Genomic DNA, 24,240 nt, shown 5'->3' with positions numbered 1-24,240 from the left:
TTCCTTAGCGTTTTGCCTGCCAGATACGGGCCTGATAATCACGGATTGAACGGTCAGAGCTGAACATACCGCAGCGGGCGGTGTTCAGAATGCACGCGCGGGTCCACGCTTCCTGGTCGCGATACAGCACGTCGACCTGCTTTTGCGCTTCAACGTAGGCCGTGAAGTCCGCCATCACCAGATACGGGTCACCGCCGTGTTTGTCCATGCTGTGCAGCATCTGGTCAAACGCGTGCTTGTCGCCGTCGCTGTATTTACCGCTTTCCAGCTCTTTCAGTACAGCATCCAGCACTTTGTCTTTCTTACGCCATTTCACCGGGTCATAGCCTTTGGCCTTGATGGCTTTCACCTCTTCCACGGTATGGCCAAAGATAAAGATATTCTCTTCACCGACCTTCTCGGCGATTTCGACGTTGGCCCCGTCGAGCGTACCGACGGTCAGCGCGCCGTTCAGCGCCAGCTTCATGTTGCCGGTACCGGACGCCTCTTTCCCTGCGGTCGAGATCTGCTCAGAGATATCCGCCGCCGGGATCAGCATTTCAGCCGCCGAGACGCAGTAGTCCGGCAGGAACACTACCTTCAGCTTGTCGCCCACCTTCGGATCGCTGTTGATCGCCGCCGCCACTTTATTGATGGCGAGGATAATGTTTTTCGCCAGGTAGTAGCCCGGCGCCGCTTTCGCACCGAACAGGAACACGCGCGGCACGCGGTCGGCCTGCGGGTTCTCGCGGATCTCTTTGTACAGCGCCAGAATGTGCAGCAGGTTGAGGTGCTGACGTTTGTACTCGTGCAGGCGTTTGATCTGGATATCGAAAATGGCATTCGGGTTGATCTCAATCCCGGTGCGCACTTTCACGAACTCCGCCAGGCGAACCTTGTTCTCCAGCTTGATCGCGCGGTACTGCTCGCGGAACTTCGCGTCGTCAGCCTGTTTTTCCAGGTTGATGAGCTGGTCCAGGTCGTTGGCCCACTCTTTCTTCAGGGTCTTGTCCAGCAGCCCTGCCAGCAGCGGGTTGCACTGCTTGATCCAGCGGCGCGGCGTGATGCCGTTGGTCACGTTGTGGAATTTGGTCGGCCACAGCTGGTGGTATTCCGGGAACAGATCTTTGACTACCAGATCCGAGTGCAGCGCCGCCACGCCGTTTACCGCAAAGCCGCTGACTACGCACATGTTCGCCATGCGCACCTGCTTGTCGTGAACCACCGCCAGCTTCGCCCAGACCGCTTTGTTGCCCGGCCAGGTTTTATCCACCAGGGTTTTAAACTGGTCGTTAATCTTGTTGATGATCTGCATGTGGCGCGGCAGCAGCGTTTTCACCAGCTTCTCATCCCAGCACTCGAGCGCTTCTGGCATCAGGGTGTGGTTGGTGTAGGCAAAGGTACGGCTGGTGATGGCCCAGGCGTCGTCCCAGCTCAGCTGATGCTCGTCGATCAGCACGCGCAGCAGTTCCGGGATGGCAATCGTCGGGTGCGTGTCGTTGAGCTGAATCACTTCGAAGTCCGGCAGCTGCGCCAGCTTGCGGCCCGCCAGGTGATGGCGACGCAGGATGTCCGCCACGGAGCAGGCACACTGGAAGTACTGCTGCATCAGGCGCAGCTTTTTACCCGCCAGGTGGTTGTCATTCGGGTAGAGCACTTTGGTCAGCTTCTCGGCGTCGATGCCCTGCTGCTCGGCGCGCAGGAAATCGCCGTCGTTGAATTTGGTCAGGTTAAACGGATGCGCGTGCTTCGCCTGCCACAGACGCAGCGGCTGCGCCACGCCGTTACGGTAGCCAAGCACCGGCAGATCCCAGGCTTCACCGGTAATGGTGAACGCCGGTTCCCAGAGCCCCTGCTTAGTGACTTTCCCGCCAATGCCGACCTGCACATCCAGCTGCGTGTTGTGGCGGAACCACGGATAGGTATTGCGATGCCAGTCGTCCGGCGCTTCCATCTGATGGCCATCGGCAAACGACTGACGGAACAGGCCGTACTGATAGTTCAGACCATAGCCGATCGCCGACTGGCCGACGGTCGCCATAGAGTCCAGGAAACAGGCCGCCAGACGACCCAGACCGCCGTTGCCCAGCGCCGGGTCAATCTCTTCCTCCAGCAGGTCGGTCAGGTTAATGTTGTGTTCTTTCAGCACATCGCCGACGTCCTGATACCAGCCGAGGTTCAGCAGGTTGTTGCCGGTCAGGCGGCCAATCAGAAATTCCATCGAGATATAGTTCACGTGACGCTGGCCCTTAACAGGCTTCGCCACCGGTTGAGCATCCAGCTGTTCTGCGAGCGCACCGCTCACGGCCTGCCACCACTGGTGAGGCGTCATTTCGTTTGCAGCATGAAGGCCAAAACGCTGCCACTGACGCGTCAGGGCAGCCTGGAATTGAGCTTTGTTGAAGGTAGGCTGTGACATAGGGGATCGGCATCCTTTAGAAAGAAAACACAAGTTGGCGCTAGTGTGCCTGGCTCATTTCCCCTCTTCCTCCTCCTGTGGGGGATTAGACAGGGAGGAGTAGCGGGGATGAGCAGAAAAGTGTGATCGAGGCCACTCTCAGAGCATAGTTCGAGTGTGCCCGGAAGATAAAAAAGTAACCGGGGAGAATGTCAAAGAAATGAAATGCAGTTTCGGGTGAAATTAATCCGTCCTGAAATGATTACTTACGTAGAATAATAATTTAGTCATCGGGTTACATCTCCGGAGACTATTACTCTCACTCAACTTTACCCGCACTTTATTAAATTTGACGTCACTATACCTTTCTGAAACCAGTTTCAGCGCAGCGGTAATGTTTACAGACAAGCCAGCAGTGACGCGGCGTTAAGCCCCTTTCGAGAAAGTTCCAACATTTGCCTGAATGTTTTGTGACAGAGTGCAAATTCAGAACCACAAAACCCAGACATAACTTGCAATAGTTCTCTTTCTGTTCGACCTTATATCCTATTAATTACGAAGCGCAAAAAAAATAAAATCTCTCGTTCCCCACAGTGAAGTGAAACCTATGTTGATTCCGTCTAAATTAAGTCGCCCGGTTCGTCTTGACCATACAGTGGTCCGCGAGCGTCTGTTGGCTAAACTTTCCGGCGCGCATAATTTCCGACTGGCGCTGGTTACGAGCCCTGCAGGCTATGGAAAAACAACGCTCATTTCGCAATGGGCCGCGGGTAAGAGCGATCTTGGCTGGTACTCCCTCGACGAGGGCGATAACCAGCAAGAGCGTTTTGCCAGCTATCTGATTGCCGCCATACAGCAAGCCACCCATGGACACTGCGTCGCCAGTGAGGTGATGGTGCAAAAGCGCCAGTACGCCAGCCTGTCCTCCCTTTTCTCTCAGCTGTTTATCGAACTGGCCGAATGGCATCGCCCGCTTTACGTGGTGATTGATGATTACCATCTCATCACTAACCCAGTGATTCATGAATCGATGCGTTTCTTCCTGCGCCATCAGCCGGAAAACCTGACCTTAGTCGTGCTGTCACGCAACCTGCCTCAGCTGGGCATTGCCAACCTGCGCGTGCGCGATCAGCTTCTGGAAGTGGGCAGCCAGCAGCTGGCCTTTACCCACCAGGAAGCGAAACAGTTCTTTGACTGCCGCCTGACATCGCCCATTGAAGCCGCCGAAAGCAGCCGCCTGTGCGATGACGTTGCCGGCTGGGCCACGGCGCTGCAGCTTATCGCGCTCTCTGCCCGGCAAAACAACAGTCCGGCGCATCAGTCCGCGCGGCGTCTGGCGGGCATCAACGCCAGCCACCTTTCTGACTACCTCGTGGATGAGGTGCTGGACAGCGTCGATCCTTCGACGCGTAATTTCCTGCTGAAAAGCTCTCTGCTGCGTTCCATGAACGATGCGCTCATCGTGCGCGTCACCGGTTGTGAAAACGGTCAGCTACAGCTCGAAGAGATTGAACGTCAGGGCCTTTTCCTGACGCGCATGGACGATCCGGGCGAGTGGTTTAGCTATCACCCGCTGTTTGGCAGCTTCCTGCGCCAGCGCTGCCAGTGGGAACTGGCGGTTGAACTTCCGGAGATCCACCGAGCCGCTGCCGAAAGCTGGATGGCACAAGGCTTCCCGAGCGAGGCCATCCATCACGCGCTGGCCGCCGGTGATGCCAGCATGCTGCGCGATATCCTCCTCAACCATGCGTGGGGCCTGTTTAACCACAGCGAACTGACGCTGCTGGAAGAGTCTCTCAAAGCCCTGCCGTGGGAAAGCCTGCTGGAGAACCCGCGTCTGGTGCTGCTGCAGGCCTGGCTGATGCAGAGTCAGCATCGCTACAGCGAAGTTAACACCCTGCTGGCGCGCGCCGAGCAGGAGATGGAAAGCGAAATGGATGCCACCCTGCACGGCGAGTTCAACGCGCTGCGCGCTCAGGTGGCCATTAACGACGGCGACCCGGAGGAAGCTGAACGGCTGGCGATGGTCGCGCTGGACGAGCTGCCGCTGGCTAACTTCTACAGCCGCATCGTGGCGACCTCGGTGCACGGCGAGGTGCTGCACTGCAAAGGCGACCTCACCCGTTCGCTTTCACTGATGCAGCAAACCGAACAGATGGCGCGTCGGCACGATGTCTGGCATTACGCGCTGTGGAGCCTGATCCAACAGAGCGAGATTTTATTTGCGCAGGGGTTCCTGCAGGCCGCCTGGGAAAACCAGGAAAAAGCGTTCCAGCTAATTCGTGAACAGCACCTGGAACAGCTGCCGATGCACGAGTTCCTGTTGCGTATTCGCGCTCAGCTGCTGTGGGCGTGGTCGCGTCTGGACGAGGCCGAAAGCTGCGCCCGTCAGGGTGTGGATGTCCTTTCCAGCTTCCAGCCTCAGCAGCAGCTGCAGTGTCTGGCGCTGCTGGTGCAGTGCTCGCTGGCGCGCGGCGATCTCGATAACGCCCGCAACCATCTTAACCGCCTGGAGAACCTGCTCGGCAACGGTCAATATCATAGCGACTGGGTCTCCAACGCCGATAAGGTCCGGGTGATTTACTGGCAGATGACCGGCGATAAAAAATCCGCCGCCAACTGGCTGCGTCAGACGCCAAAACCAGAATTTGCGAACAACCACTTCCTGCAGAGCCAGTGGCGCAACATTGCCCGCGCGCAGATCCTGCTCGGTGAATTAGAGCCTGCAGAGATTGTGCTGGAAGAGCTGAACGAGAACGCGCGCAGCCTGCGTCTGATGAGCGACCTGAACCGCAACCTGCTGCTGCTGAACCAGCTCTACTGGCAGGCGGGTCGTAAAAACGATGCCCAGCGCGTGCTGCTGGAAGCGCTGCAGCTGGCTAACCGCACCGGGTTTATCAGCCATTTTGTGATTGAAGGTGAAGTAATGGCGCAGCAGCTGCGTCAGCTTATTCAGCTCAATACACTGCCGGAGCTGGACCAGCATCGCGCCCAGCGCATTCTGCGCGAGATTAACCAGCATCATCGGCACAAGTTCGCGCACTTTGATGAGAACTTCGTTGAACGTCTGCTGAACCACCCGGAAGTGCCGGAGCTTATTCGCACCAGCCCGCTCACCCAGCGCGAATGGCAGGTTCTGGGGCTGATCTATTCAGGCTACAGCAACGAGCAGATTGCCGGCGAGCTGGCGGTGGCGGCGACCACCATCAAAACGCATATCCGCAATCTGTATCAGAAGCTGGGAGTGGCGCATCGACAGGATGCGGTGCAGCATGCGCAGCAATTGTTGAAGATGATGGGATACGGCGTGTAATTCATTGCCCGGCGGCGCTACGCTTGCACGGGCCTACGGGTTTTGTAGGTCGGGTAAGCGCAGCGCCACCCGACACAACCGTTAGCACAGTTCCAGCTGCAAATTATTATCTTTAATCACCTGCATCACGCCCGCCGGCGGCATCACGTCGGTATAGACCGCATCCACCATGCTGATGCTGCCCATGTTCACCATCGCGTTACGGCCAAACTTGGAATGATCCACCACCAGCATCACGTGGCGTGAGTTTTCAATAATCGCGCGCTTGGTGCGCACCTCGTGATAATCGAACTCCAGCAGCGAGCCGTCGCTGTCGATGCCGCTGATCCCCAGAATGCCGAAGTCGAGGCGGAACTGAGAGATGAAATCGAGGGTCGCTTCGCCGATAATCCCGCCGTCGCGGCTGCGCAGTTCGCCGCCCGCGAGGATGATGCGGAAATCGTCTTTCTGCATCAGGGTATTGGCCACGTTCAGGTTATTGGTGACCACGCGCAGGTTCTCGTGATCCAGCAGCGCATGGGCCACCGCTTCCGGCGTGGTGCCGATATCAATAAACAGCGTCGCCCCGTTCGGGATCTGGCTGGCGACCTTGCGGGCAATGCGCTCTTTCTCTGCCGTCTGCGTGGCTTTACGGTCGTGCCAGGAGGTGTTGACCGAACTGGACGGCAGCGCCGCCCCGCCGTGGTGGCGAAGAATGCGGTTCTGATCGGCCAGGTCGTTCAGGTCACGACGGATGGTTTGTGGGCTGACGGCAAACTGCTCCACCAGCTCTTCGGTGCTGACGTATCCCTGTTTTTTTACCAGTTCGATAATAGCGTCATGACGTTGTGTTTGTTTCATCAATTATCCCTGAGAATTATGTTCGTTTTCGCGCATGGAGCGTGTCGGCAAACGCCATCGCCAGCCCCACGGCCAGCCCGGCGACGTGTGCACCGTTGGCGATAGACATACCAAACAGATCAAACCATCCGGCAATTAGCCATATTAACGCAAAGGTTATTAATCCGCGTTGCAGATAGATGCCGCTTTCCGGATCGCGCTCCCCGCGAAGCCAGACATAGCCCATCAGGGCATACACGACGCCCGACAGCCCGCCGAACCACGGTCCGCTGAACTTGTGCTGCACATAGCCGCTCAGCAGGGCGCTGATAAGGGTGATAACGATCAGCTTGCCGCTGCCCAGACGCTTTTCAACGGCACCGCCGAGATACCACCACCACAGCAGGTTAAAGAGGATATGCATCACCGAGAAGTGCATCAGCGCGTGGCTAAAGTAGCGCCAGACGTCAAACTCAAGAGACGGGTCATAGGGCCAGGCCAGAGCAATCATCACGCTCTGGTCGCCCACCACGTTCATAATAATGAAGACGATAATGCAGGCCGCCATCAGCAGCAGCGTAAACGGGCCCGCGCGCTCGCGGATGGTGGCAAGGAAGGGAAAACGGCTGTAGTGCAATCCGCTGCCGGTCTGCCCGGACTGCCAGCTGGCCGCCAGATAGCGCGGGTCGCCGGGGTTCTCAAGAAAACGCGCCAGCTCTTCGTTTACGCGCGCGGCCTGGCTCTCGTCGGCCAGCCAGACGTCGGTCTGGTTATGTTGCTGAATGGTCAGAATAACGCCCTGCGTCGCCATATAGTCGACAAACGCCTGGGCGACGCGCGGGTTGGTAAAAGAGGTGATCATCAACATGGGCAGCGGTCGCTTATTTCCACACAAAAGGGGACAGTATAGCGGGATCAGCGCTCAAAAGCGTATTCCACTTCTGCCGGGAAATGACGATGCCAGGCATCAAAGCCGCCGTCGACGCTGTACACCGCGTCGTAGCCCTGCTGAAGCAGATACTGCGCCGCGCCTTTGCTGCTGTTGCCGTGGTAGCACATGACCATGACCGGCGTCTCGAAGTCATTATCGCGCATAAACGCGCCCAGCGTGTCGTTGGTGAGATGGAACGCGCCCGGCGTGTGGCCCATCGCAAAACTCTGCGGATCGCGGATGTCCACCAGCACCGCTTTTCCCTGGTGCATCTTCTGGTGGGCTTCTTCTACGTTAATACATTCAAACTGATCCATGGTGCTCTCTTTACAGTGGTCAACGACAAGATTTTACCCCGTAGTGTACGTCCTGGCGGCGGGTAAACGCCATTATGTTATCCATATCACTCTAAATTGTTTTTTTGATGTTACCAAAAGCGCGTTCCTTTGCTATTATGAGCGATATCGAACATTTCTGAGCTTTAACGAAAGTGCATGAGGGTGTTATGGAAACCAAAGATCTGATTGTGATAGGCGGTGGCATCAACGGTGCCGGTATTGCGGTCGATGCCGCAGGACGCGGTTTATCCGTACTGATGCTGGAAGCTAACGATCTCGCCTGCGCGACGTCGTCCGCCAGCTCCAAACTGATTCACGGTGGCCTGCGCTACCTGGAACACTACGAATTCCGCCTGGTCAGTGAAGCACTGGCCGAACGTGAAGTGCTGCTGAAAATGGCGCCGCATCTGGCTATTCCGATGCGCTTTCGCCTGCCCCATCGCCCGCATCTGCGTCCGGCGTGGATGATCCGAATTGGTCTGTTTATGTACGATCATCTGGGTAAACGCACCAGCCTCCCGGGTTCGAAAGGTTTGCGTTTTGGCTCAGAATCGGTCCTTAAGCCTGAAATCGTGCGCGGTTTCGAATATTCCGACTGCTGGGTGGACGATGCGCGTCTGGTGCTGGCGAATGCCCAGATGGTCGAGAAGAAAGGTGGCGAGGTGAAAACCCGTACCCGCGCGACCGCTGCCCGTCGTGAAAACGGCCTGTGGATTGTGGAAGCGGAAGACATCGATACCGGCGAGAAATTCAGCTGGAAAGCGCGCGGCCTGGTGAACGCTACCGGCCCGTGGGTGAAGCAGTTCTTCGACGACGGCATGCATCTGCCTTCGCCGTACGGCATTCGCCTGATCAAGGGCAGCCACATTGTGGTGCCGCGCGTGCATACGCAGAAGCAGGCCTACATTCTGCAGAACGAAGACAAGCGCATCGTGTTTGTGATCCCGTGGATGGACGAATTCTCGATCATCGGTACCACCGACGTGGAGTACAAAGGCGATCCGAAGAACGTCGAGATCGACGAGAGCGAAGTGAACTACCTGCTCAAAGTGTATAACGCACACTTTAAGAAACAGCTGTCACGCGATGACGTGGTCTGGACCTACTCCGGCGTGCGTCCGCTGTGCGATGACGAGTCTGACTCGCCGCAGGCGATTACCCGCGACTATACGCTCGATATTCACGACGTTGACGGTCAGGCGCCGCTGCTTTCCGTGTTTGGCGGCAAGCTGACCACCTACCGCAAGCTGGCCGAGCACGCGCTGGAAAAACTGGCGCCGTACTACAAAGGCATTGGCCCGGCATGGACCAAAGGCGCGGTACTGCCCGGCGGTGATATCGGCGATAACCGCGATGATTACGCCGCCAAGCTGCGCCGTCGCTTCCCGTTCATCACCGAAGGGATGGCGCGCCACTATGCCCGCACCTACGGCAGCAATACCGAGCTGTTCCTGGCCGATGCGAAGGACATTGCGGATCTGGGCGAGCATTTTGGCCACGAGCTGTACGAAGCCGAGCTGCGCTACCTGGTTGAGCACGAGTGGGTTCGTCGTCTGGATGATGCTATCTGGCGTCGTACCAAAGAAGGGATGTGGCTCAACGCCGAGCAGCAGTCTCGCGTGGCGCAGTGGTTGCTGCAAAATGCGGGGAAGCGTGAGCTGTCGCTGGCGTCGTGATGTAAAAAGCCGGGTGGCGGCTCCGCCTTACCCGGCCTACTCAATCCCGTAGGCCCGGTAAGCGCAGCGCCACCGGGCAATGTTTTTACAACCGCACCGGATCAATATGCCAGATCGTCTCGGCATACTCCTTAATGGTCCTGTCAGACGAGAAATAGCCCATATTGGCGATGTTATACATCGCGGCGCTGGTCCACTTCTCCTGCTGACGATACAGTTCGTCCACCTTATCCTGACAGTCCACGTAGCTGCGATAATCCGCCAGCACCTGGTAGTGATCGCCAAAGTTAATCAGCGAATCCACCAGATCGCGATAGCGGCTTGGTTCATCCGGGCTAAACACGCCGGTTGCGATCTGCGTCAGCACCTGGCGTAACTCTTCATCCTCTTCGTAATATTGACGGGGCGAGTAGCCTTTCCTGCGCAGCGCCTCCACCTCTTCCGTCGTATTACCGAAGATAAAGATATTTTCTTCGCCCACGTGCTCCAGCATCTCGACATTTGCCCCGTCAAGCGTACCAATGGTCAGCGCGCCGTTAAGGGCAAACTTCATGTTACTGGTGCCGGATGCTTCCGTACCCGCCGTGGAAATCTGCTCAGAGAGATCCGCCGCCGGGATGATCATCTGCGCCAGGCTCACGCTGTAGTTCGGAATGAATACTACCTTCAGCTTGTCGCCAATATCCGGATCCTGGTTAACCACCTTCGCCACATCGTTGATGAGATGAATGATGTGCTTCGCCATGTAGTAGGCAGAGGCCGCCTTACCGGCGAAGATCTTCACGCGCGGTACCCATTCGGCCGTTGGATCGGCCTTGATGCGGTTGTAATGGGTGATCACGTGCAGCACGTTCATCAGCTGACGCTTGTATTCGTGGATGCGTTTGATCTGAACGTCGAACAGCGCTTTCGGGTTTGCCACCACGTTGAGGTGCATCGCCAGCCAGACCGCCAGACGCTTTTTGTTCAGCAGCTTGGCTTCGCGCACGGCTTTGTTCACCGTCGGGAAATCAATATGCTGTTCCAGCTCGCTCAGCTGGCTCAAATCGGTCCGCCAGGTACGGCCGATATTCTCGTCCAGCACCTCAGAGAGCGGCTGGTTGGCCAGCGCCAGCCAGCGGCGCGGCGTAACGCCGTTGGTCACGTTGCAGAACCGCGTAGGGAAGATCTTCGCGAAGTCCGCAAACAGCGACTGCACCATCAGGTTCGAGTGGAGCTCGGACACGCCGTTGACCTTGTGGCTTATGACCACCGCCAGCCAGGCCATGCGCACGCGGCGACCGTTCGATTCATCAATGATGGACGCGCGGCTCAGCAGCCCGGTATCGTTCGGGTACTGCTCCTGCAGCGTCTTGAGGAAGTAGTCGTTAATCTCAAAGATAATCTGCAGATGGCGCGGCAGGATTTTGCCGAGCATGTCCACCGGCCACGTTTCCAGCGCTTCGCTCATCAGCGTGTGGTTGGTGTAGGAGAATACCTGACAGGTCACTTCAAACGCGTCATCCCAGCTGAACTTATGCTCGTCGATCAGCAGGCGCATCAGCTCCGGAATGGAGAGCACCGGGTGGGTGTCGTTAAGGTGAATCGCCGTTTTCTCCGCCAGGTTGGCGTAGGTTTTGTGCAGCTGATGGTGGCGGCTGAGGATATCCTGAATCGTCGAGGAGACGAGGAAATACTCCTGACGCAGGCGCAGCTCGCGGCCAGAGTAGGTCGAGTCATCCGGGTACAGCACGCGGGACACGTTCTCAGAGTGGTTTTTATCTTCCACCGCCGCAAAGTAGTCACCCTGGTTGAATTTACCGAGGTTAATTTCGCTACTGGCCTGGGCACTCCACAGGCGCAGCGTGTTGGTGGCATCGGTGTCATAGCCTGGGATAATCTGGTCGTAGGCCACGGCCAGGATCTCTTCCGTTTCTACCCAGCGGGATTTTTTGCCTTCCTGCTGGATACGCCCGCCAAAGCGCACCTTGTAGCGCGTATTGTGGCGCTTGAACTCCCACGGGTTGCCGTACTCCAGCCAGTAGTCCGGCGACTCTTTCTGGCGCCCGTCGACGATGTTCTGTTTGAACATACCGTAGTCGTAGCGAATACCGTAGCCGCGGCCCGGCAGCGCCAGCGTCGCCAGCGAGTCGAGGAAGCAGGCGGCGAGGCGCCCCAGGCCGCCGTTGCCGAGGCCCGGGTCGTTCTCTTCGTCGATCAGTTCTTCTAAATCTAACCCCATCTCTTCCAGTGCGGTTTTGACGTCGTCATAAATACCGAGCGACAACAGCGCGTTGGACAGCGTGCGGCCAATCAAAAATTCCATCGACAGGTAGTAAACCTGACGCGTTTCCTGCGAGAGCTGGGCGCGGTTTGAGCGCAGCCAGCGTTCCACTAAACGGTCACGCACCGCAAACAGGGTGGCGTTCAGCCACTCGTGCTTGTTGGCAATAACCGGATCTTTCCCGATGGTGAACATCAGCTTATAGGCGATGGAGTGCTTTAACGCCTCAACGCTGAGCGTGGGTGAAGAGTAGCTAAATGGAGCGTTCATATCAGTAACTTCGCCTCGTTACATCAAGCGTTGATAGAGATCGCGGTATGACTGCGCCGCGACATGCCAGCTAAAGTCCATGGACATCGCCTGACGCTGAACGTAACGCCAGAGCGATGGACGGGACCACAAGACGAAAGCACGCCGAATCGCCCGAAGCAGCGACCAGGCATTACTGTCCTCAAAGACAAACCCGCTGGCGATACCGTCCGCCAGGTTTTCCAGAGAGCTATCGGATACGGTATCCGCCAGCCCGCCCGTGCGGCGTACCAGCGGCAGCGTGCCGTATTTCAGGCCGTAAAGCTGCGTCAGGCCGCAGGGTTCGAAACGGCTCGGCACCAGGATGACGTCCGCGCCGCCCATGATGCGGTGCGAGAACGCTTCGTGGTAGCCAATCTGCACGCCCACCTGCCCCGGATGTTCCGCCGCGGCGGCAAGGAAACCTTCCTGCAGCACCGGGTCGCCCGCGCCGAGCAGCGCCAGCTGCCCGCCCTGCTCCAGTAAACCGGGCAGCGCCTCCAGCACCAGATCCAGCCCTTTCTGGCTGGTCAGGCGGCTGACCACCGCGAAAAGCGGCACCTTGTCGTTAACCTTCAGGCCCATCGCAATCTGCAGCTGGCGTTTGTTTTCCGCTTTGTCTTCCACGGAATCACGGCCATAGCGCGCCGCCAGCAGGAGATCGGTCTCCGGGCTCCAGATCTGTTCATCCACGCCGTTCAGAATGCCCGACAGGCGGCCTTCGCGATGGCGCTGCTGAAGCAACCCTTCCATACCGTAGCCAAACTCCGGCTGGGTGATCTCACGCGCATAGGTCGGGCTCACCGCCGTGATGTGATCGGCGTAGTACAGCCCGGCTTTCAGGAACGAGATCTGCCCGTTAAATTCCAGCCCGTGCATGTTATAGAACGATAATGGCAGATCGATTTCACTCATGTGATGGGCATAGTACATCCCCTGATATGCCAGGTTATGCACGGTAAAGACCGATTTGGCCGGATGGCCGCGCGCCGCGAGATACGCTGGGGCAAGCCCGGCGTGCCAGTCGTGCGCGTGCACCACATCCGGGCGCCAGAACGGATCCAGCCCCGTCGCCATTTCTGCGCCGACCCAGCCGAGCAGCGCAAAGCGCAGCACGTTGTCGGTGTAGGCGAACAGGTTCGTATCGTGATACGGGCTGCCCGGTCGATCGTATAAGTGCGGCGCGTCGATCAGGTAAATCCCTACGCCATTGTAATGTCCAAACAGCAGGGTGATGCGTCCGGCGAAGGTCTCACGGCGGGTCACCACTTTTGCATCAGGTATACCGCGCCGGATATCCGGAAAGGCGGGCAGCAGGACTCGGGTATCCACGCCTCCGGCGATTTGCGCCGCCGGTAATGCGCCCAGAACATCTGCCAGACCGCCCGTTTTTAACAACGGGAACATCTCAGAACATACGTGTAAAACCTGCATCATCGCTCCTGTTTGATCTGCAGCTTCCGCAACATTTCCCGTGTGACTAACACGATCCCCTCTTCCGAACGATAGAAACGACGTGCGTCTTCTTCCGCGTTTTCACCAATCACCATCCCTTCGGGAATGACGCAGGCACGATCGATAACGCAGCGACGCAGACGACACGAGCGCCCTACCCAGACATCAGGCAGTAAGACTGCCGAATCGATATTACAGAATGAATTTATCCGCACGCGGGGGAACAGCACCGACTGCACCACCACCGAGCCTGAAATAATGCACCCGCCGGACACCAGCGAGTTCAGAGTCATACCGTGGCTGCCGGAGCGGTCCTGCACGAATTTCGCCGGCGGCAGCGATTCCATATGGGTACGAATCGGCCAGTTCTGGTCGTACATATCCAGCTCAGGCGTGACCGACGCCAGGTCGAGGTTCGCTTTCCAGTACGCTTCCAGGGTTCCCACATCGCGCCAGTAGGGTTCCGCATTCGGGTCGGACTGCACGCAGGACAGCGGGAAAGGATGTGCATACGCCATGCCAGCTTTCGTGATTTTCGGAATGATGTCTTTACCGAAGTCGTGGCTGGAGTTTTCGTCTTTGTCGTCTTCTTCCAGCAGCTCATAAAGATAATCTGCATCAAAGACATAGATCCCCATGCTGGCGAGTGATTTGGTGTCATCGCCCGGCATGGTTGGCGGGTTCGCCGGTTTTTCAACAAAGTCGATAATTTTGTCGTCGGCATCCACGTGCATCACGCCAAACGCCGTCGCTTCAGCAACGGGCACAGGCAGACACGCCACGGTGCAGCGCGCCCCTTTTTCGACGTGGTCGATGAGCATGTGGGAGTAATCTTGCTTGTAGATGTGGTCCCCGGCGAGGATCACGATGTATTCCGCGCTGTAGCGACGAATGATATCGAGGTTCTGCGTCACCGCATCCGCCGTCCCGCGGTACCAGTTCTCGCCGTGGACGCGTTGCTGAGCGGGAAGGAGATCGACAAACTCGTTCATCTCTTCGCTGAAGAATGACCAGCCGCGCTGGATATGCTGAACCAGCGTGTGCGACTGATACTGCGTGATGACGCCAATACGGCGAATGCCCGAGTTCAGGCAGTTGGAGAGCGCAAAGTCGATGATGCGGAACTTACCACCAAAGTGAACAGCCGGTTTGGCGCGCTTGATGGTCAAATCTTTCAGACGGGTACCACGCCCACCCGCAAGTATCAGGGCAACCGTTTTTAATGGTAGCTGGCGTGCCAACATTAAGGGATCGTTCTTCTCTAATCTAACCATGACTAACTCCTTTTTTATCATCTTTGGAATACGCACACTCCGTGCGCAGGCCCGTGCCAGACAGCCATTACTACCGGATTATCCGCTCCGGCAAAGGGGGGAACAGCTCGCCATTCCCCTTCAGGTAAAACAATCTCTGCGACGTCATCCGTCGCGTTCAGCGTGACCAGCCATTTATCCGAGAGCAGGATTTGCAGGCGTGGTACGCCGTGTTGCCACTCTTGCGCGCTTAACGGTTGCGCGTCTTGATTCAACCAGCGAACGTTGCCGTCACCCTCTTCCCACCAGCGGTCGGCGGTCAGCGCGGGGATCTGCTGGCGAAGATGGATCAGCGCAGCGGTAAAATGAATCAGCCCGCTGTTGGCTTCACCCCAGTCGAGCCAGGTTAACGTGTTGTCCTGGCAATACGCATTGTTGTTACCGTGCTGGCTGTGGCCGTGCTCATCGCCTGCCAGCAGCATCGGCGTGCCCTGCGACAATAAAAGCGTTGTCAGCAGCGCATGTACGCTGGCGCGTCGCCGCTCGATAACGTCAAGGCTTCCGCCTAACCCTTCTATACCATGATTAAAGCTATGGTTATTGTTAGTGCCATCGCGATTCTCTTCGCCGTTTGCCTCATTGTGTTTCTGATTGAAACAAACGCAGTCCCTGAGCGTAAAACCGTCGTGCGCCGTCAACAGATTGACGGTAGCCGACGGGCGTTTGCCGTCGCGCTTAAAGAGATCGCTTGAAGCGGCAAAGCGTCCGGCGAACTCCCCCAGCGACAAATTCCGTTCCAGCCAGAAGCGGCGCGCGGCATCGCGGTAGTGATCGTTCCACTCGGCAAACAGCGGCGGGAAATTCCCGACCTGATAACCGCCTTCCCCGATGTCCCACGGCTCGGCAATGAGCTTCACCTGCGAGAGCACCGGACAGTTTTTTATCGCCTCAAACAGCGGCGCCTGCTGGCTGAACGCCGGCGTGCGGCCCATCACGGGCGCCAGGTCAAAACGAAAACCGTCGACGTGGAACGTTTCTACCCAGTATTTCAGGCATTCATAAGCAAAATGCGTGACCGCCGGATGGCTGAGGTTGAGCGTGTTACCGCAGCCGGTCCAGTTCTCATAATCGCCATCCTGCCTGATCCAATAATAGCTACGGTTATCAATTCCGCGCATGGAGAGCGTCGGACCGTCGAGATCGCTTTCGGCACTGTGGTTCAGCACGACGTCCAGAATGACCTCAATGCCCGCCGTATGAAGCGCCTTCACCGCATCGCGAAACTCGTCCCGCGCCTTTTCCGGATGGGCGGCATAGCGTGGCTCAAGCGCGAACATCGCCAGCGGGTTGTAGCCCCAGTAGTTGCTTAGCCCCAGCCGCTGCAGGCGCGGCTCGCTGGCAAAATGGGCGACGGGCAGCAGTTCCAGCGCCGTGATGCCGAGGTGTTTCAGGTAGGCGATCATGGTGGGATGCCCGAGCGCCTTATAGGTGCCGCGCATCTCTTTGGGGATTGACGGGTGCAGGTACGTCAGCCCTTTGACGTGGGCTTCATAAATGACGGTATTGCCCCACGGCGTCTGCGGCGGGGCATCGTCTTCCCAGTCATAAAGATCGTTCACCACCACGCTTTTTGGCGCGACGGGCGCGCTGTCGCGGTGGTCGGGCTCGCCGTAGCCCACGTGGAAGAGCGGGTCATCTTTAAATTCACCGTCCACGCGGTGCGCGCACGGGTCGATCAGCAGCTTCGCCGGGTTAAACCAGTGGCCCTGCGCCGGATCCCACGGACCGTGTACACGAAAGCCGTAGTGCATGCCTGGCCGTCCTCCGGCCAGGTAGCCGTGCCAGGTATCCCCCGTGCGCTCAGGTAAATCGTAACGGTGCTCGTTACCTTCCCCATCAAACACGCACAGTTCTACCCGCTCAGCGTGAGCGGAAAAGAGGGTGAAATTGACCCCCTTTCCGTCAAAACGCGCGCCGAGCGGTTCGGGTTTACCTGCCGAAAGCTGCGTCATTCGCCCTCCCGCATCAGCCAGATGGTACCAAGCGGCGGCAGCGTCAGGCTCAGGGAGTTGGGTCGTCCGTGGCTTTCGATGGCGTCGCTCTGTACCAGCCCGCCGTTACCGGCGTTGCTGCCGTGGTAGTGCATCGAGTCGGTATTCAGAATTTCGCGCCATTTGCCCGGCTGGTTAATGCCGAAGCGGTAGTGTTCGCGCGGCACCGGCGTGAAGTTGCTGGCGACGATGATCTCGTTACCCGCTTTGTCACGACGCACAAAGACAAACACCGAGCGCTCATGGTCGTCCACCACCAGCCATTCAAAGCCGTACGGATCGAAGTCGAGCTCGTGCAGCGCTTTGTGGTGGCGATAGGTCAGGTTCAGGTCGCGCACCAGGCGCTGCACCCCGTGGTGCCAGTTGTCACCGCCTTCGAGCAGATGCCAGTCGAGGCTGGCGTCGTGGTTCCACTCGCGACCCTGAGCGAACTCATTGCCCATAAACAGCAGTTTCTTGCCCGGGAAGGCAAACATCCAGCCGTAGTAGGCGCGCAGGTTGGCAAACTTCTGCCACGCGTCGCCCGGCATGCGGTCGAGAATGGATTTTTTGCCGTGCACCACTTCATCGTGCGACAGCGGCAGCATGAAGTTTTCGGTGTAGTTGTAGAGCATCCCGAACGTCAGCTTGTCGTGATGGTACTTACGGTGGACCGGATCCAGCTTCATGTAGTCGAGCGTGTCGTGCATCCAGCCCAGGTTCCACTTATACCAGAACCCCAGACCGCCTAATGACGGCGGACGGGAGACGCCCGCAAAGTCGGTGGACTCTTCCGCCATGGTCACGGCACCGTCCACCTGCTCGCCGATAATGCGGTTGGTATTGCGCAGGAATTCAATCGCTTCCAGGTTTTCACGGCCGCCAAACTCGTTCGGGATCCACTCACCCTCTTTGCGGCTGTAGTCCCGGTAGATCATCGACGCCACCGCATCGACGCGCAGGGCATCAATACCAAACCGCTCGATCCAGTAAAGGGCATTCCCGACCAGGTAGTTTGAGACCTCACGGCGACCATAGTTGTAGATCAGCGTGTTCCAGTCCTGGTGATACCCTTCGCGCGGGTCGCTGTGCTCGTACAGCTTCGTGCCGTCAAACTCTGCCAGCGCAAAATCATCCGACGGGAAATGGCCCGGCACCCAGTCGAGGATGACGTTCAGCCCGGCGGCGTGCGCGGCATCAATGAAATAGCGGAAGTCATCGCGCGTGCCGAAGCGGCGCGTTGGCGCATACAGTCCGGTGGGCTGATAGCCCCAGCTGCCGTCGAACGGATGCTCGTTGACCGGCAGCAGCTCAAGGTGGGTAAAGCCCATCCATTTGGCATACGGCACCAGCTGGTCGGCAAGCTCACGGTAGCTGAGCCAGAAGTTGTTATCGGTGTGGCGACGCCAGGAGCCAAGATGTACCTCATAGACGGAGATGGGTGCATCAAAGCGGTTGGCCTGTTTACGCTCCTCCGTCTGGACGACCTTCTCAGGCAGGCCGCAAATCAGCGACGCGGTATCCGGGCGCATCTGCGCTTCGAAGGCATACGGGTCGGCTTTAATGCGCAGCTTGCCGTTGGCGTCGATCATCTCGAATTTATAAAGCTGCCCGGGGTGCGCGCCGGGGATAAACAGCTCCCAGATGCCGGTTTCCCGGCGCAGGCGCATCGGATGGCGGCGACCGTCCCAGTAGTTGAACTGGCCGACAACGGAGACGCGCTGGGCGTTAGGCGCCCACACGGAGAACCGCGTGCCGGTAATGCCGTCCATGGTATCGGCATGGGCACCCAGCGTTTCATAAGGGCGAAGGTGCGTTCCTTCGGAGAGCAGCCAGGCGTCCATCTCTTTAAGCAGAGGGCCAAAGCTGTAAGGATCGTCAATCAGGTTTTGCTGACCGTGCCAGAGAACGGCGAGCTGATAGCGAAAAGGGTTTTTACGACGGGGCATTACGCCCGAGAAGAAGCCACGGGAATCGAGGCATTCAAGATTACCCACCTTGCGGCCGGTTTTGGGTTCAATCACCCAGACTTCTGTGGCATCCGGTAACAGTGCCCGAACTTCAAGGCCATTCTCAGTTTGATGCATCCCAAGCACAGAAAAGGGGTCAGCAAAATGACCCGCAATAAGCGCATTAATCACGTCTCTATCCACACGATCGGACATGGTATTCATCCTGTTTTTTATGTCGTCCTTTTTAAGCGCTCCGGGACGACTTTTAATGTGACCTGAACGGGACAGCACAAAAATGTGCATCCATTCTGCTCCGTTCGAACCTCAGGTAAGAAATGACTCTTCCTTAAAGCATAGCCAACGCTCTAGATGACTCCTGATAAAAAATAAGACATACGCGTGTTACTCCATGTAGTACGCAAAAAAAAGGGGTGAAAATCACCCCCGGTATTTAACAAATTATTACGCCAGCTGGCGCAGCATGCGGCGCAGCGGCTCGGCGGCGCCCCACAGGAGCTGGTCGCCAACGGTGAACGCGGAGAGGTACTCCGGCCCCATGTTCAGCTTGCGCAGACGGCCAACCGGCGTGGTCAGCGTGCCGGTGACGGCTGCCGGCGTCAGTTCGCGCATGGTGATATCGCGATCGTTTGGCACCACTTTCGCCCACGGGTTGTGCGCGGCCAGCAGCTCTTCCACGGTCGGAATAGACACATCTTTTTTCAGTTTAATGGTGAAGGCCTGGCTGTGGCAGCGCAGCGCGCCGATACGCACGCACAGACCGTCAACCGGAATGGTGTTCGCGGTCGCGAGGATTTTGTTGGTCTCAGCCTGGCCCTTCCACTCTTCGCGGGTCTGGCCGTTATCCAACTGTTTGTCGATCCACGGGATCAGGCCACCGGCCAGCGGTACGCCGAAGTTGTCTACCGGCAGTTCGCCGCTGCGGGTCAGCTGGGTGACCTTACGCTCGATATCCAGAATCGCAGACGCCGGGTTTGCCAGCTCGGTCGCGACGCTCTGGTGCAGCTGGCCCATCTGGGTCAGCAGCTCGCGCATGTGACGCGCGCCGCCGCCTGACGCGGCCTGGTAGGTCGCCACGGAAACCCACTCCACCAGATCCTGCGCGAACAGGCCGCCGAGGGACATCAGCATCAGGCTGACGGTGCAGTTGCCGCCAACAAAGGTTTTCACGCCGTTGTTCAGGCCGTCGGTGATGACGCCCTGGTTAACCGGGTCGAGAATGATGATGGCATCGTCTTTCATACGCAGCGAAGAGGCCGCGTCAATCCAGTAGCCCTGCCAGCCGCTTTCACGCAGCTTTGGATAGATTTCGTTGGTATAATCGCCGCCCTGGCACGTCACAATAATGTCGAGTGCCTTCAGCGCTTCCAGATCGTAAGCATCCTGCAACGTGCCTGTGGTACCACCAAAGGACGGAGCAGCCTGGCCGAGCTGGGAAGTGGAGAAGAAGACCGGGCGGATAGCGTCGAAATCGCGCTCTTCAACCATGCGTTGCATGAGTACAGAGCCGACCATACCGCGCCAGCCGATAAAACCAACGTTTTTCATAGCATTTTTTTCCTGCTGAGGGTGTGTGCTGTTTGTGCAAGCCAGTATTGAACTGGGATATGCTTCACATTACAAAATGCTGCCAAAGTCGCAAGCGAAATTAATCGATGATTGCCCGGCAATCAGAAATACAGCTAATTATCATAATAACCATAGAGAATTTCAGGGATAATTTACATGAGTGAAATCATTTCCGCAGCGGTTTTATTGATTCTGATAATGGATCCACTGGGTAACCTGCCGATCTTCATGTCGGTGCTGAAGCACACCGAGCCGAAGCGCCGCCGGGCGATCATGATCCGCGAGCTGCTCATCGCCCTGCTGGTGATGTTTATCTTCCTGTTTGCGGGTGAAAAAATTCTCGCGTTCCTGAACCTGCGCGCCGAAACCGTTTCGATTTCCGGCGGGATTATTCTGTTCCTGATTGCCATTAAGATGATTTTCCCGAGCGCGGAAGGCAGCAGCAGCGGCCTGCCTGCGGGTGAAGAGCCGTTTATTGTGCCGCTGGCGATTCCCCTCGTCGCCGGGCCAACCATTCTGGCTACGCTGATGCTGCTGTCGCATCAGTATCCTAACCAGATGAGCCATCTGGTGATTGCCCTGCTGATCGCCTGGGGCGGAACGTTTATTATCCTGCTGCAGTCGTCCCTGTTCCTTCGCCTGCTGGGTGAGAAAGGGGTAAACGCGCTGGAACGCCTGATGGGGCTGATTCTGGTAATGATGGCAACGCAGATGTTCCTGGACGGGATCAGGGCGTGGATGAAAGGATGACTTTCTCCCTCTCCCTGTGGGAGAGGGCCGGGGTGAGGGCGTCAGGCCGCAGAGGACAGATTTTTGCCGGGTGGCGGCTTCGCCTTACCCGGCCTACAACTAACGCACTGGAGCCTTATTTTGGTGAAAGGCTGACTTTCTCCCTCTCCCCGTGGGAGAGGGCCGGGGTGAGGGCATCAGGCCGCAAAGGACAGCCCATCTAACCCTTACGAATCAAATACCGGTACGGCAGCGCCTCGGTCTGCTGTGCCACCAGCTCATGTTCCATAAAGGTACAAAAACCGGGAATATCGCGGGTCGTGGCCGGGTCATCGGCAATAATCAGCAGTGTTTCACCGGTCTGCATGTTGCGCACGGTTTTGCGTACCATCATTACCGGCTCCGGGCAGCGAAGGCCCTGGGCATCAAGAGTGTGGTCTGGGCTGGAAAACAGGTCGGTCATGGTCTTCTCGGTCTGGTAAAAACGGCTGTAGTTTACGCCCGGTTGCGATCAATGCAAACCAGGTTAACGATTGCGTAAAAACTAACCATTGCAATGTCCTGCCAAAGCAGTATCATGCTGCGGTTTTTATTGGGTTCCCTCACCCCAACGTATAAAAAGGTCACAATATGACGTCGTTTTCTGAATCACAGCGCGTAAAAGCGTTGTTCTGGCTTTCGCTTTTCCATTTGCTGGTGATCACCTCCAGCAACTATCTGGTGCAGCTCCCGATCTCCATCTTTGGTTTTCATACCACCTGGGGCGCGTTCAGCTTCCCGTTTATTTTCCTCGCGACCGATTTGACCGTGCGTATCTTTGGCGCTCCGCTGGCTCGCCGCATTATTTTTTCGGTCATGCTCCCGGCGCTGTTCATCTCGTACGTGATTTCGTCTCTGTTTTATATGGGAAGCTGGCAGGGCTTTGAGGCGTTAACCCACTTCAACCTGTTTGTTGCCCGTATCGCCGCGGCAAGCTTTATGGCCTACGCGCTGGGGCAGATCCTCGACGTGCATGTGTTTAACCGCCTGCGTCAGAATCATCGCTGGTGGATGGCGCCAACCGCCTCCACGCTGTTCGGGAACGTGAGCGATACGCTGGCCTTCTTCTTCATCGCCTTCTGGCGCAGCCCGGATGCGTTCATGGCTGAACACTGGATGGAAATCGCGCTGGTGGACTACTGCTTCAAGGTCCTCATCAGCATTGTCTTCTTCCTGCCAATGTACGGCGTGCTGCTCAATATGCTGCTGAAAAGGCTGGCAGATAAATCTGAAATCACGGCATTGCAGGCTGGTTAAGGGTTCGCTTTATCAGTTGTGATAAGATGAGCGAATGAGCCGTTATGGCCGTTTATCGAAAGGAAGAAGTCAATGCGCAATCTGGTTAAATATGTCGGGATTGGCCTGCTGGTTGTGGGTCTTGCAGCCTGTGATAACAGCGACACGAAAACGCCTGCTCAGGGCGCATCCGCAGAGAGCAACGCGACCGGCCAGCCGGTGAATCTGATGGATGGCAAACTCAGTTTCTCTCTGCCAGCCGATATGACTGACCAGAGCGGCAAGCTGGGCACCCAGGCGAACAACATGCACGTGTACTCCGACGCAACCGGGCAGAAAGCGGTCATTGTGATTGTGGGCGACGACACCAGCGAAGACCTGGCCGTTCTGTCCAAACGTCTGGAAGATCAGCAGCGCGGCCGCGATCCGCAGCTGCAGGTCGTGACCAATAAATCCATCGAGCTGAAAGGCCACACGCTGCAACAGCTCGACAGCATCATCTCTGCAAAAGGCCAGACCGCCTACTCTTCTGTGGTGCTGGGCAAGGTTGATAACAAACTGCTGACCCTGCAGATCACCCTGCCAGCGGAAGATCAGCAGAAAGCGCAGACGGCTGCTGAAAACATCATTAACACCATCGTGATCCAGTAACGCGTCACGACGATGACGTGGCCTCCGGTGCCAGCACCGGGGGCCATTTTTTTAGCCGCCACGTCAGCAGCAGCGCAATCACCACCAGACCCGCCGCGGCAAGATAGATCACCGGAACTCCTGCCCAGGCCATCACCAGCCCCGCCAGCGGGCCGGTAACGCCTAAAGACATATCCATAAACACCGTATAGGTCGCCAGCGCCGCCCCCTGATTCTGCTGCGGGACGGCTTTTACCGCCACCACGCCCAGCGCCGGGAAGACCAGGGAAAAGCCTGCCCCGCGAGGAACACGCCCACTTTCGCGACCCAGGGCACCATCGCTATTCCGGTCAGCAGCAGCCCGACAATCTCTATCGTAAAGCAGATCATCGCCACGTTCAGCCCGCCCAGACGGTTGATGCCGTTAGGGAAAAGCAGGCGGGCGCCAACAAACGCACAGCTGAACAGGGTTAACGCAAAGGCCGCGCCGTCCCAGCCTTTGGCGTCGTAGAACAGAGTAATGAAGGTCGCTATCACGCCGAAGCCGGTGGTCGCCAGCGCCAGGGCCATGCCGTACGGCCAGACGCGCCCCAGAACCGCCCGAAACGGCAGCGGCTTGCCTTTGCTGGCCTTCACTTTCGGGCGCGGCAGCGCAAAGAGGATCGCCAGCAGCGCGACCGCCATAATGGTGATGGCCAGCCCATGCAGCCCGCCCAGCGCATAGCAGGCCACGCCGAGCGGCGCACCGAGCGCCATCGCACCGTAGGTGACAATCCCGTTCCAGGAGATCACCCGGCCAATGTGCGGCGCGCCTACCACACCCACGCCCCACAGCGTCGAGCCGGTTCCCGCCAGACTTTGTCCAATGCCCAGAATGACGCGGCCCAGGCAGAGCAGCGCCAGGCTGACCAGCGGCCAGTGGCTGGTTGCGGCAGCCATCAGATAGCTCAGGCCACTGAGGAAACAGCCGCACAGTCCCACCACCACGATGCTTTTTGGACCGAACGTGTCCGCGTAGCGCCCGGCATGCGGGCGGCTGAGGAGCGTGGCGAAATATTGCAGGCTAATCACCAGCCCCGCCCAGAAAGCGCTGAAGCCCATCACGTCATGGACATAGCCCGGCAGGACCGCCAGCGGCAGCCCAATGGTCAGATAGCTGGCAAAGTTGAAAATCACAACGGAAACGATGCGCAGATTGAGGCGCAGTCCGCTCAGTGCCGGTTCAGCGGCAGGTTCGGCATGGGGTTCTACCTGGGTTTTTTACAACAGTGTTTCACTATTACCACGGCGCAATAAGAAAATCAGCCCCGACTTTCAGATTAAC

Annotated in this window: 16 protein-coding genes and 1 pseudogene; 5 read left to right on the top strand and 12 right to left on the bottom strand. The window is 57.7% G+C overall.

The window, feature by feature from the left end; translation table 11 throughout:
• Positions 1-4 precede the first annotated feature (4 nt).
• Positions 5-2,398, bottom strand: a complete 2,394-nt coding sequence (gene malP / locus NQ230_RS01985; RefSeq protein ID WP_121426132.1) for a maltodextrin phosphorylase — start codon at positions 2,396-2,398, stop codon at positions 5-7.
• 586 nt (positions 2,399-2,984) lie between these two features.
• Between malP and malT the strand changes: the two genes are divergently transcribed.
• The gene (gene malT / locus NQ230_RS01980; protein ID WP_257259749.1) at positions 2,985-5,690 is read left to right on the top strand and encodes an HTH-type transcriptional regulator MalT; all 2,706 of its coding nucleotides are present in this window, start codon (positions 2,985-2,987) and stop codon (positions 5,688-5,690) included.
• 81 nt (positions 5,691-5,771) lie between these two features.
• On the opposite strand, the gene NQ230_RS01975 is transcribed toward malT, so the two are convergent.
• From NQ230_RS01975 to glpE, 3 genes are read right to left on the bottom strand one after another with little or no spacing between them, the layout of a single operon-like run.
• Positions 5,772-6,530, bottom strand: a complete 759-nt coding sequence (locus NQ230_RS01975) for a DeoR/GlpR family transcriptional regulator (RefSeq protein ID WP_008503060.1) — start codon at positions 6,528-6,530, stop codon at positions 5,772-5,774.
• Positions 6,531-6,546: 16 nt separating this feature from the next.
• Positions 6,547-7,377: a rhomboid family intramembrane serine protease GlpG gene (gene glpG / locus NQ230_RS01970; RefSeq protein ID WP_121426134.1), complete on the bottom strand. Its 831-nt coding sequence runs from the start codon at positions 7,375-7,377 to the stop codon at positions 6,547-6,549.
• Between the two features lie 47 nt (positions 7,378-7,424).
• Positions 7,425-7,757 (bottom strand): thiosulfate sulfurtransferase GlpE, encoded by a 333-nt coding sequence (gene glpE / locus NQ230_RS01965; RefSeq protein ID WP_006177908.1) that lies wholly within the window; start codon positions 7,755-7,757, stop codon positions 7,425-7,427.
• A gap of 188 nt (positions 7,758-7,945) precedes the next feature.
• Here glpE and glpD point away from each other — a divergent pair, with 188 nt between their 5' ends.
• The gene (gene glpD, locus NQ230_RS01960) at positions 7,946-9,454 is read left to right on the top strand and encodes a glycerol-3-phosphate dehydrogenase (RefSeq protein WP_023333722.1); all 1,509 of its coding nucleotides are present in this window, start codon (positions 7,946-7,948) and stop codon (positions 9,452-9,454) included.
• An 85-nt stretch (positions 9,455-9,539) separates the two neighbouring features.
• Here the strand turns inward: glpD and glgP are convergent, their stop codons facing one another.
• The 6 genes from glgP to asd all read right to left on the bottom strand — a co-directional run bounded on the left by glgP (position 9,540) and on the right by asd (position 20,261).
• Positions 9,540-11,987, bottom strand: a complete 2,448-nt coding sequence (glgP, locus tag NQ230_RS01955; RefSeq protein WP_029740650.1) for a glycogen phosphorylase — start codon at positions 11,985-11,987, stop codon at positions 9,540-9,542.
• A gap of 18 nt (positions 11,988-12,005) precedes the next feature.
• Positions 12,006-13,439: a glycogen synthase GlgA gene (gene glgA, locus NQ230_RS01950; RefSeq protein ID WP_023309509.1), complete on the bottom strand. Its 1,434-nt coding sequence runs from the start codon at positions 13,437-13,439 to the stop codon at positions 12,006-12,008.
• Positions 13,439-14,734: a glucose-1-phosphate adenylyltransferase gene (gene glgC, locus NQ230_RS01945; protein ID WP_023333724.1), complete on the bottom strand. Its 1,296-nt coding sequence runs from the start codon at positions 14,732-14,734 to the stop codon at positions 13,439-13,441. Before glgC ends, glgA begins: the two co-directional genes overlap by 1 nt.
• A gap of 17 nt (positions 14,735-14,751) precedes the next feature.
• Positions 14,752-16,725, bottom strand: coding sequence for a glycogen debranching protein GlgX (glgX, locus tag NQ230_RS01940; protein ID WP_121426136.1), 1,974 nt, complete (start codon positions 16,723-16,725; stop codon positions 14,752-14,754).
• On the bottom strand, positions 16,722-18,908 hold the full coding sequence (gene glgB / locus NQ230_RS01935; protein WP_121426199.1) for a 1,4-alpha-glucan branching enzyme: 2,187 nt from the start codon (positions 18,906-18,908) through the stop codon (positions 16,722-16,724). Before glgB ends, glgX begins: the two co-directional genes overlap by 4 nt.
• Before the next feature lie 249 nt (positions 18,909-19,157).
• A complete protein-coding gene (gene asd / locus NQ230_RS01930; RefSeq protein ID WP_033146834.1) occupies positions 19,158-20,261 on the bottom strand; it encodes an aspartate-semialdehyde dehydrogenase in 1,104 nt (367 codons plus the stop codon).
• A 177-nt stretch (positions 20,262-20,438) separates the two neighbouring features.
• Between asd and yhgN the strand changes: the two genes are divergently transcribed.
• A complete protein-coding gene (yhgN, locus tag NQ230_RS01925; protein ID WP_003861574.1) occupies positions 20,439-21,032 on the top strand; it encodes an NAAT family transporter YhgN in 594 nt (197 codons plus the stop codon).
• 199 nt (positions 21,033-21,231) lie between these two features.
• On the opposite strand, the gene tusA is transcribed toward yhgN, so the two are convergent.
• The gene (gene tusA, locus NQ230_RS01920) at positions 21,232-21,474 is read right to left on the bottom strand and encodes a sulfurtransferase TusA (RefSeq protein ID WP_008503071.1); all 243 of its coding nucleotides are present in this window, start codon (positions 21,472-21,474) and stop codon (positions 21,232-21,234) included.
• A gap of 167 nt (positions 21,475-21,641) precedes the next feature.
• Between tusA and NQ230_RS01915 the strand changes: the two genes are divergently transcribed.
• A complete protein-coding gene (locus NQ230_RS01915) occupies positions 21,642-22,307 on the top strand; it encodes a 7-cyano-7-deazaguanine/7-aminomethyl-7-deazaguanine transporter (RefSeq protein WP_032648297.1) in 666 nt (221 codons plus the stop codon).
• Between the two features lie 72 nt (positions 22,308-22,379).
• Positions 22,380-22,937 carry a DcrB family lipoprotein gene (locus NQ230_RS01910; protein WP_023309515.1) on the top strand — a complete coding sequence of 186 codons (558 nt, stop codon included), beginning with the start codon at positions 22,380-22,382 and terminating at the stop codon, positions 22,935-22,937.
• 4 nt (positions 22,938-22,941) lie between these two features.
• Here NQ230_RS01910 and NQ230_RS01905 read toward each other — a convergent pair.
• A pseudogene (locus NQ230_RS01905) lies at positions 22,942-24,193 on the bottom strand (MFS transporter).
• Positions 24,194-24,240 lie beyond the last annotated feature (47 nt).

Origin of the sequence: Enterobacter asburiae (genome assembly GCF_024599655.1) — a bacterium.
GTDB lineage: Bacteria > Pseudomonadota > Gammaproteobacteria > Enterobacterales > Enterobacteriaceae > Enterobacter > Enterobacter asburiae_D.
The sequence above is the reverse complement of the archived record's forward strand: the minus strand, read 5'-3'. Positions and strand labels throughout refer to the sequence as shown.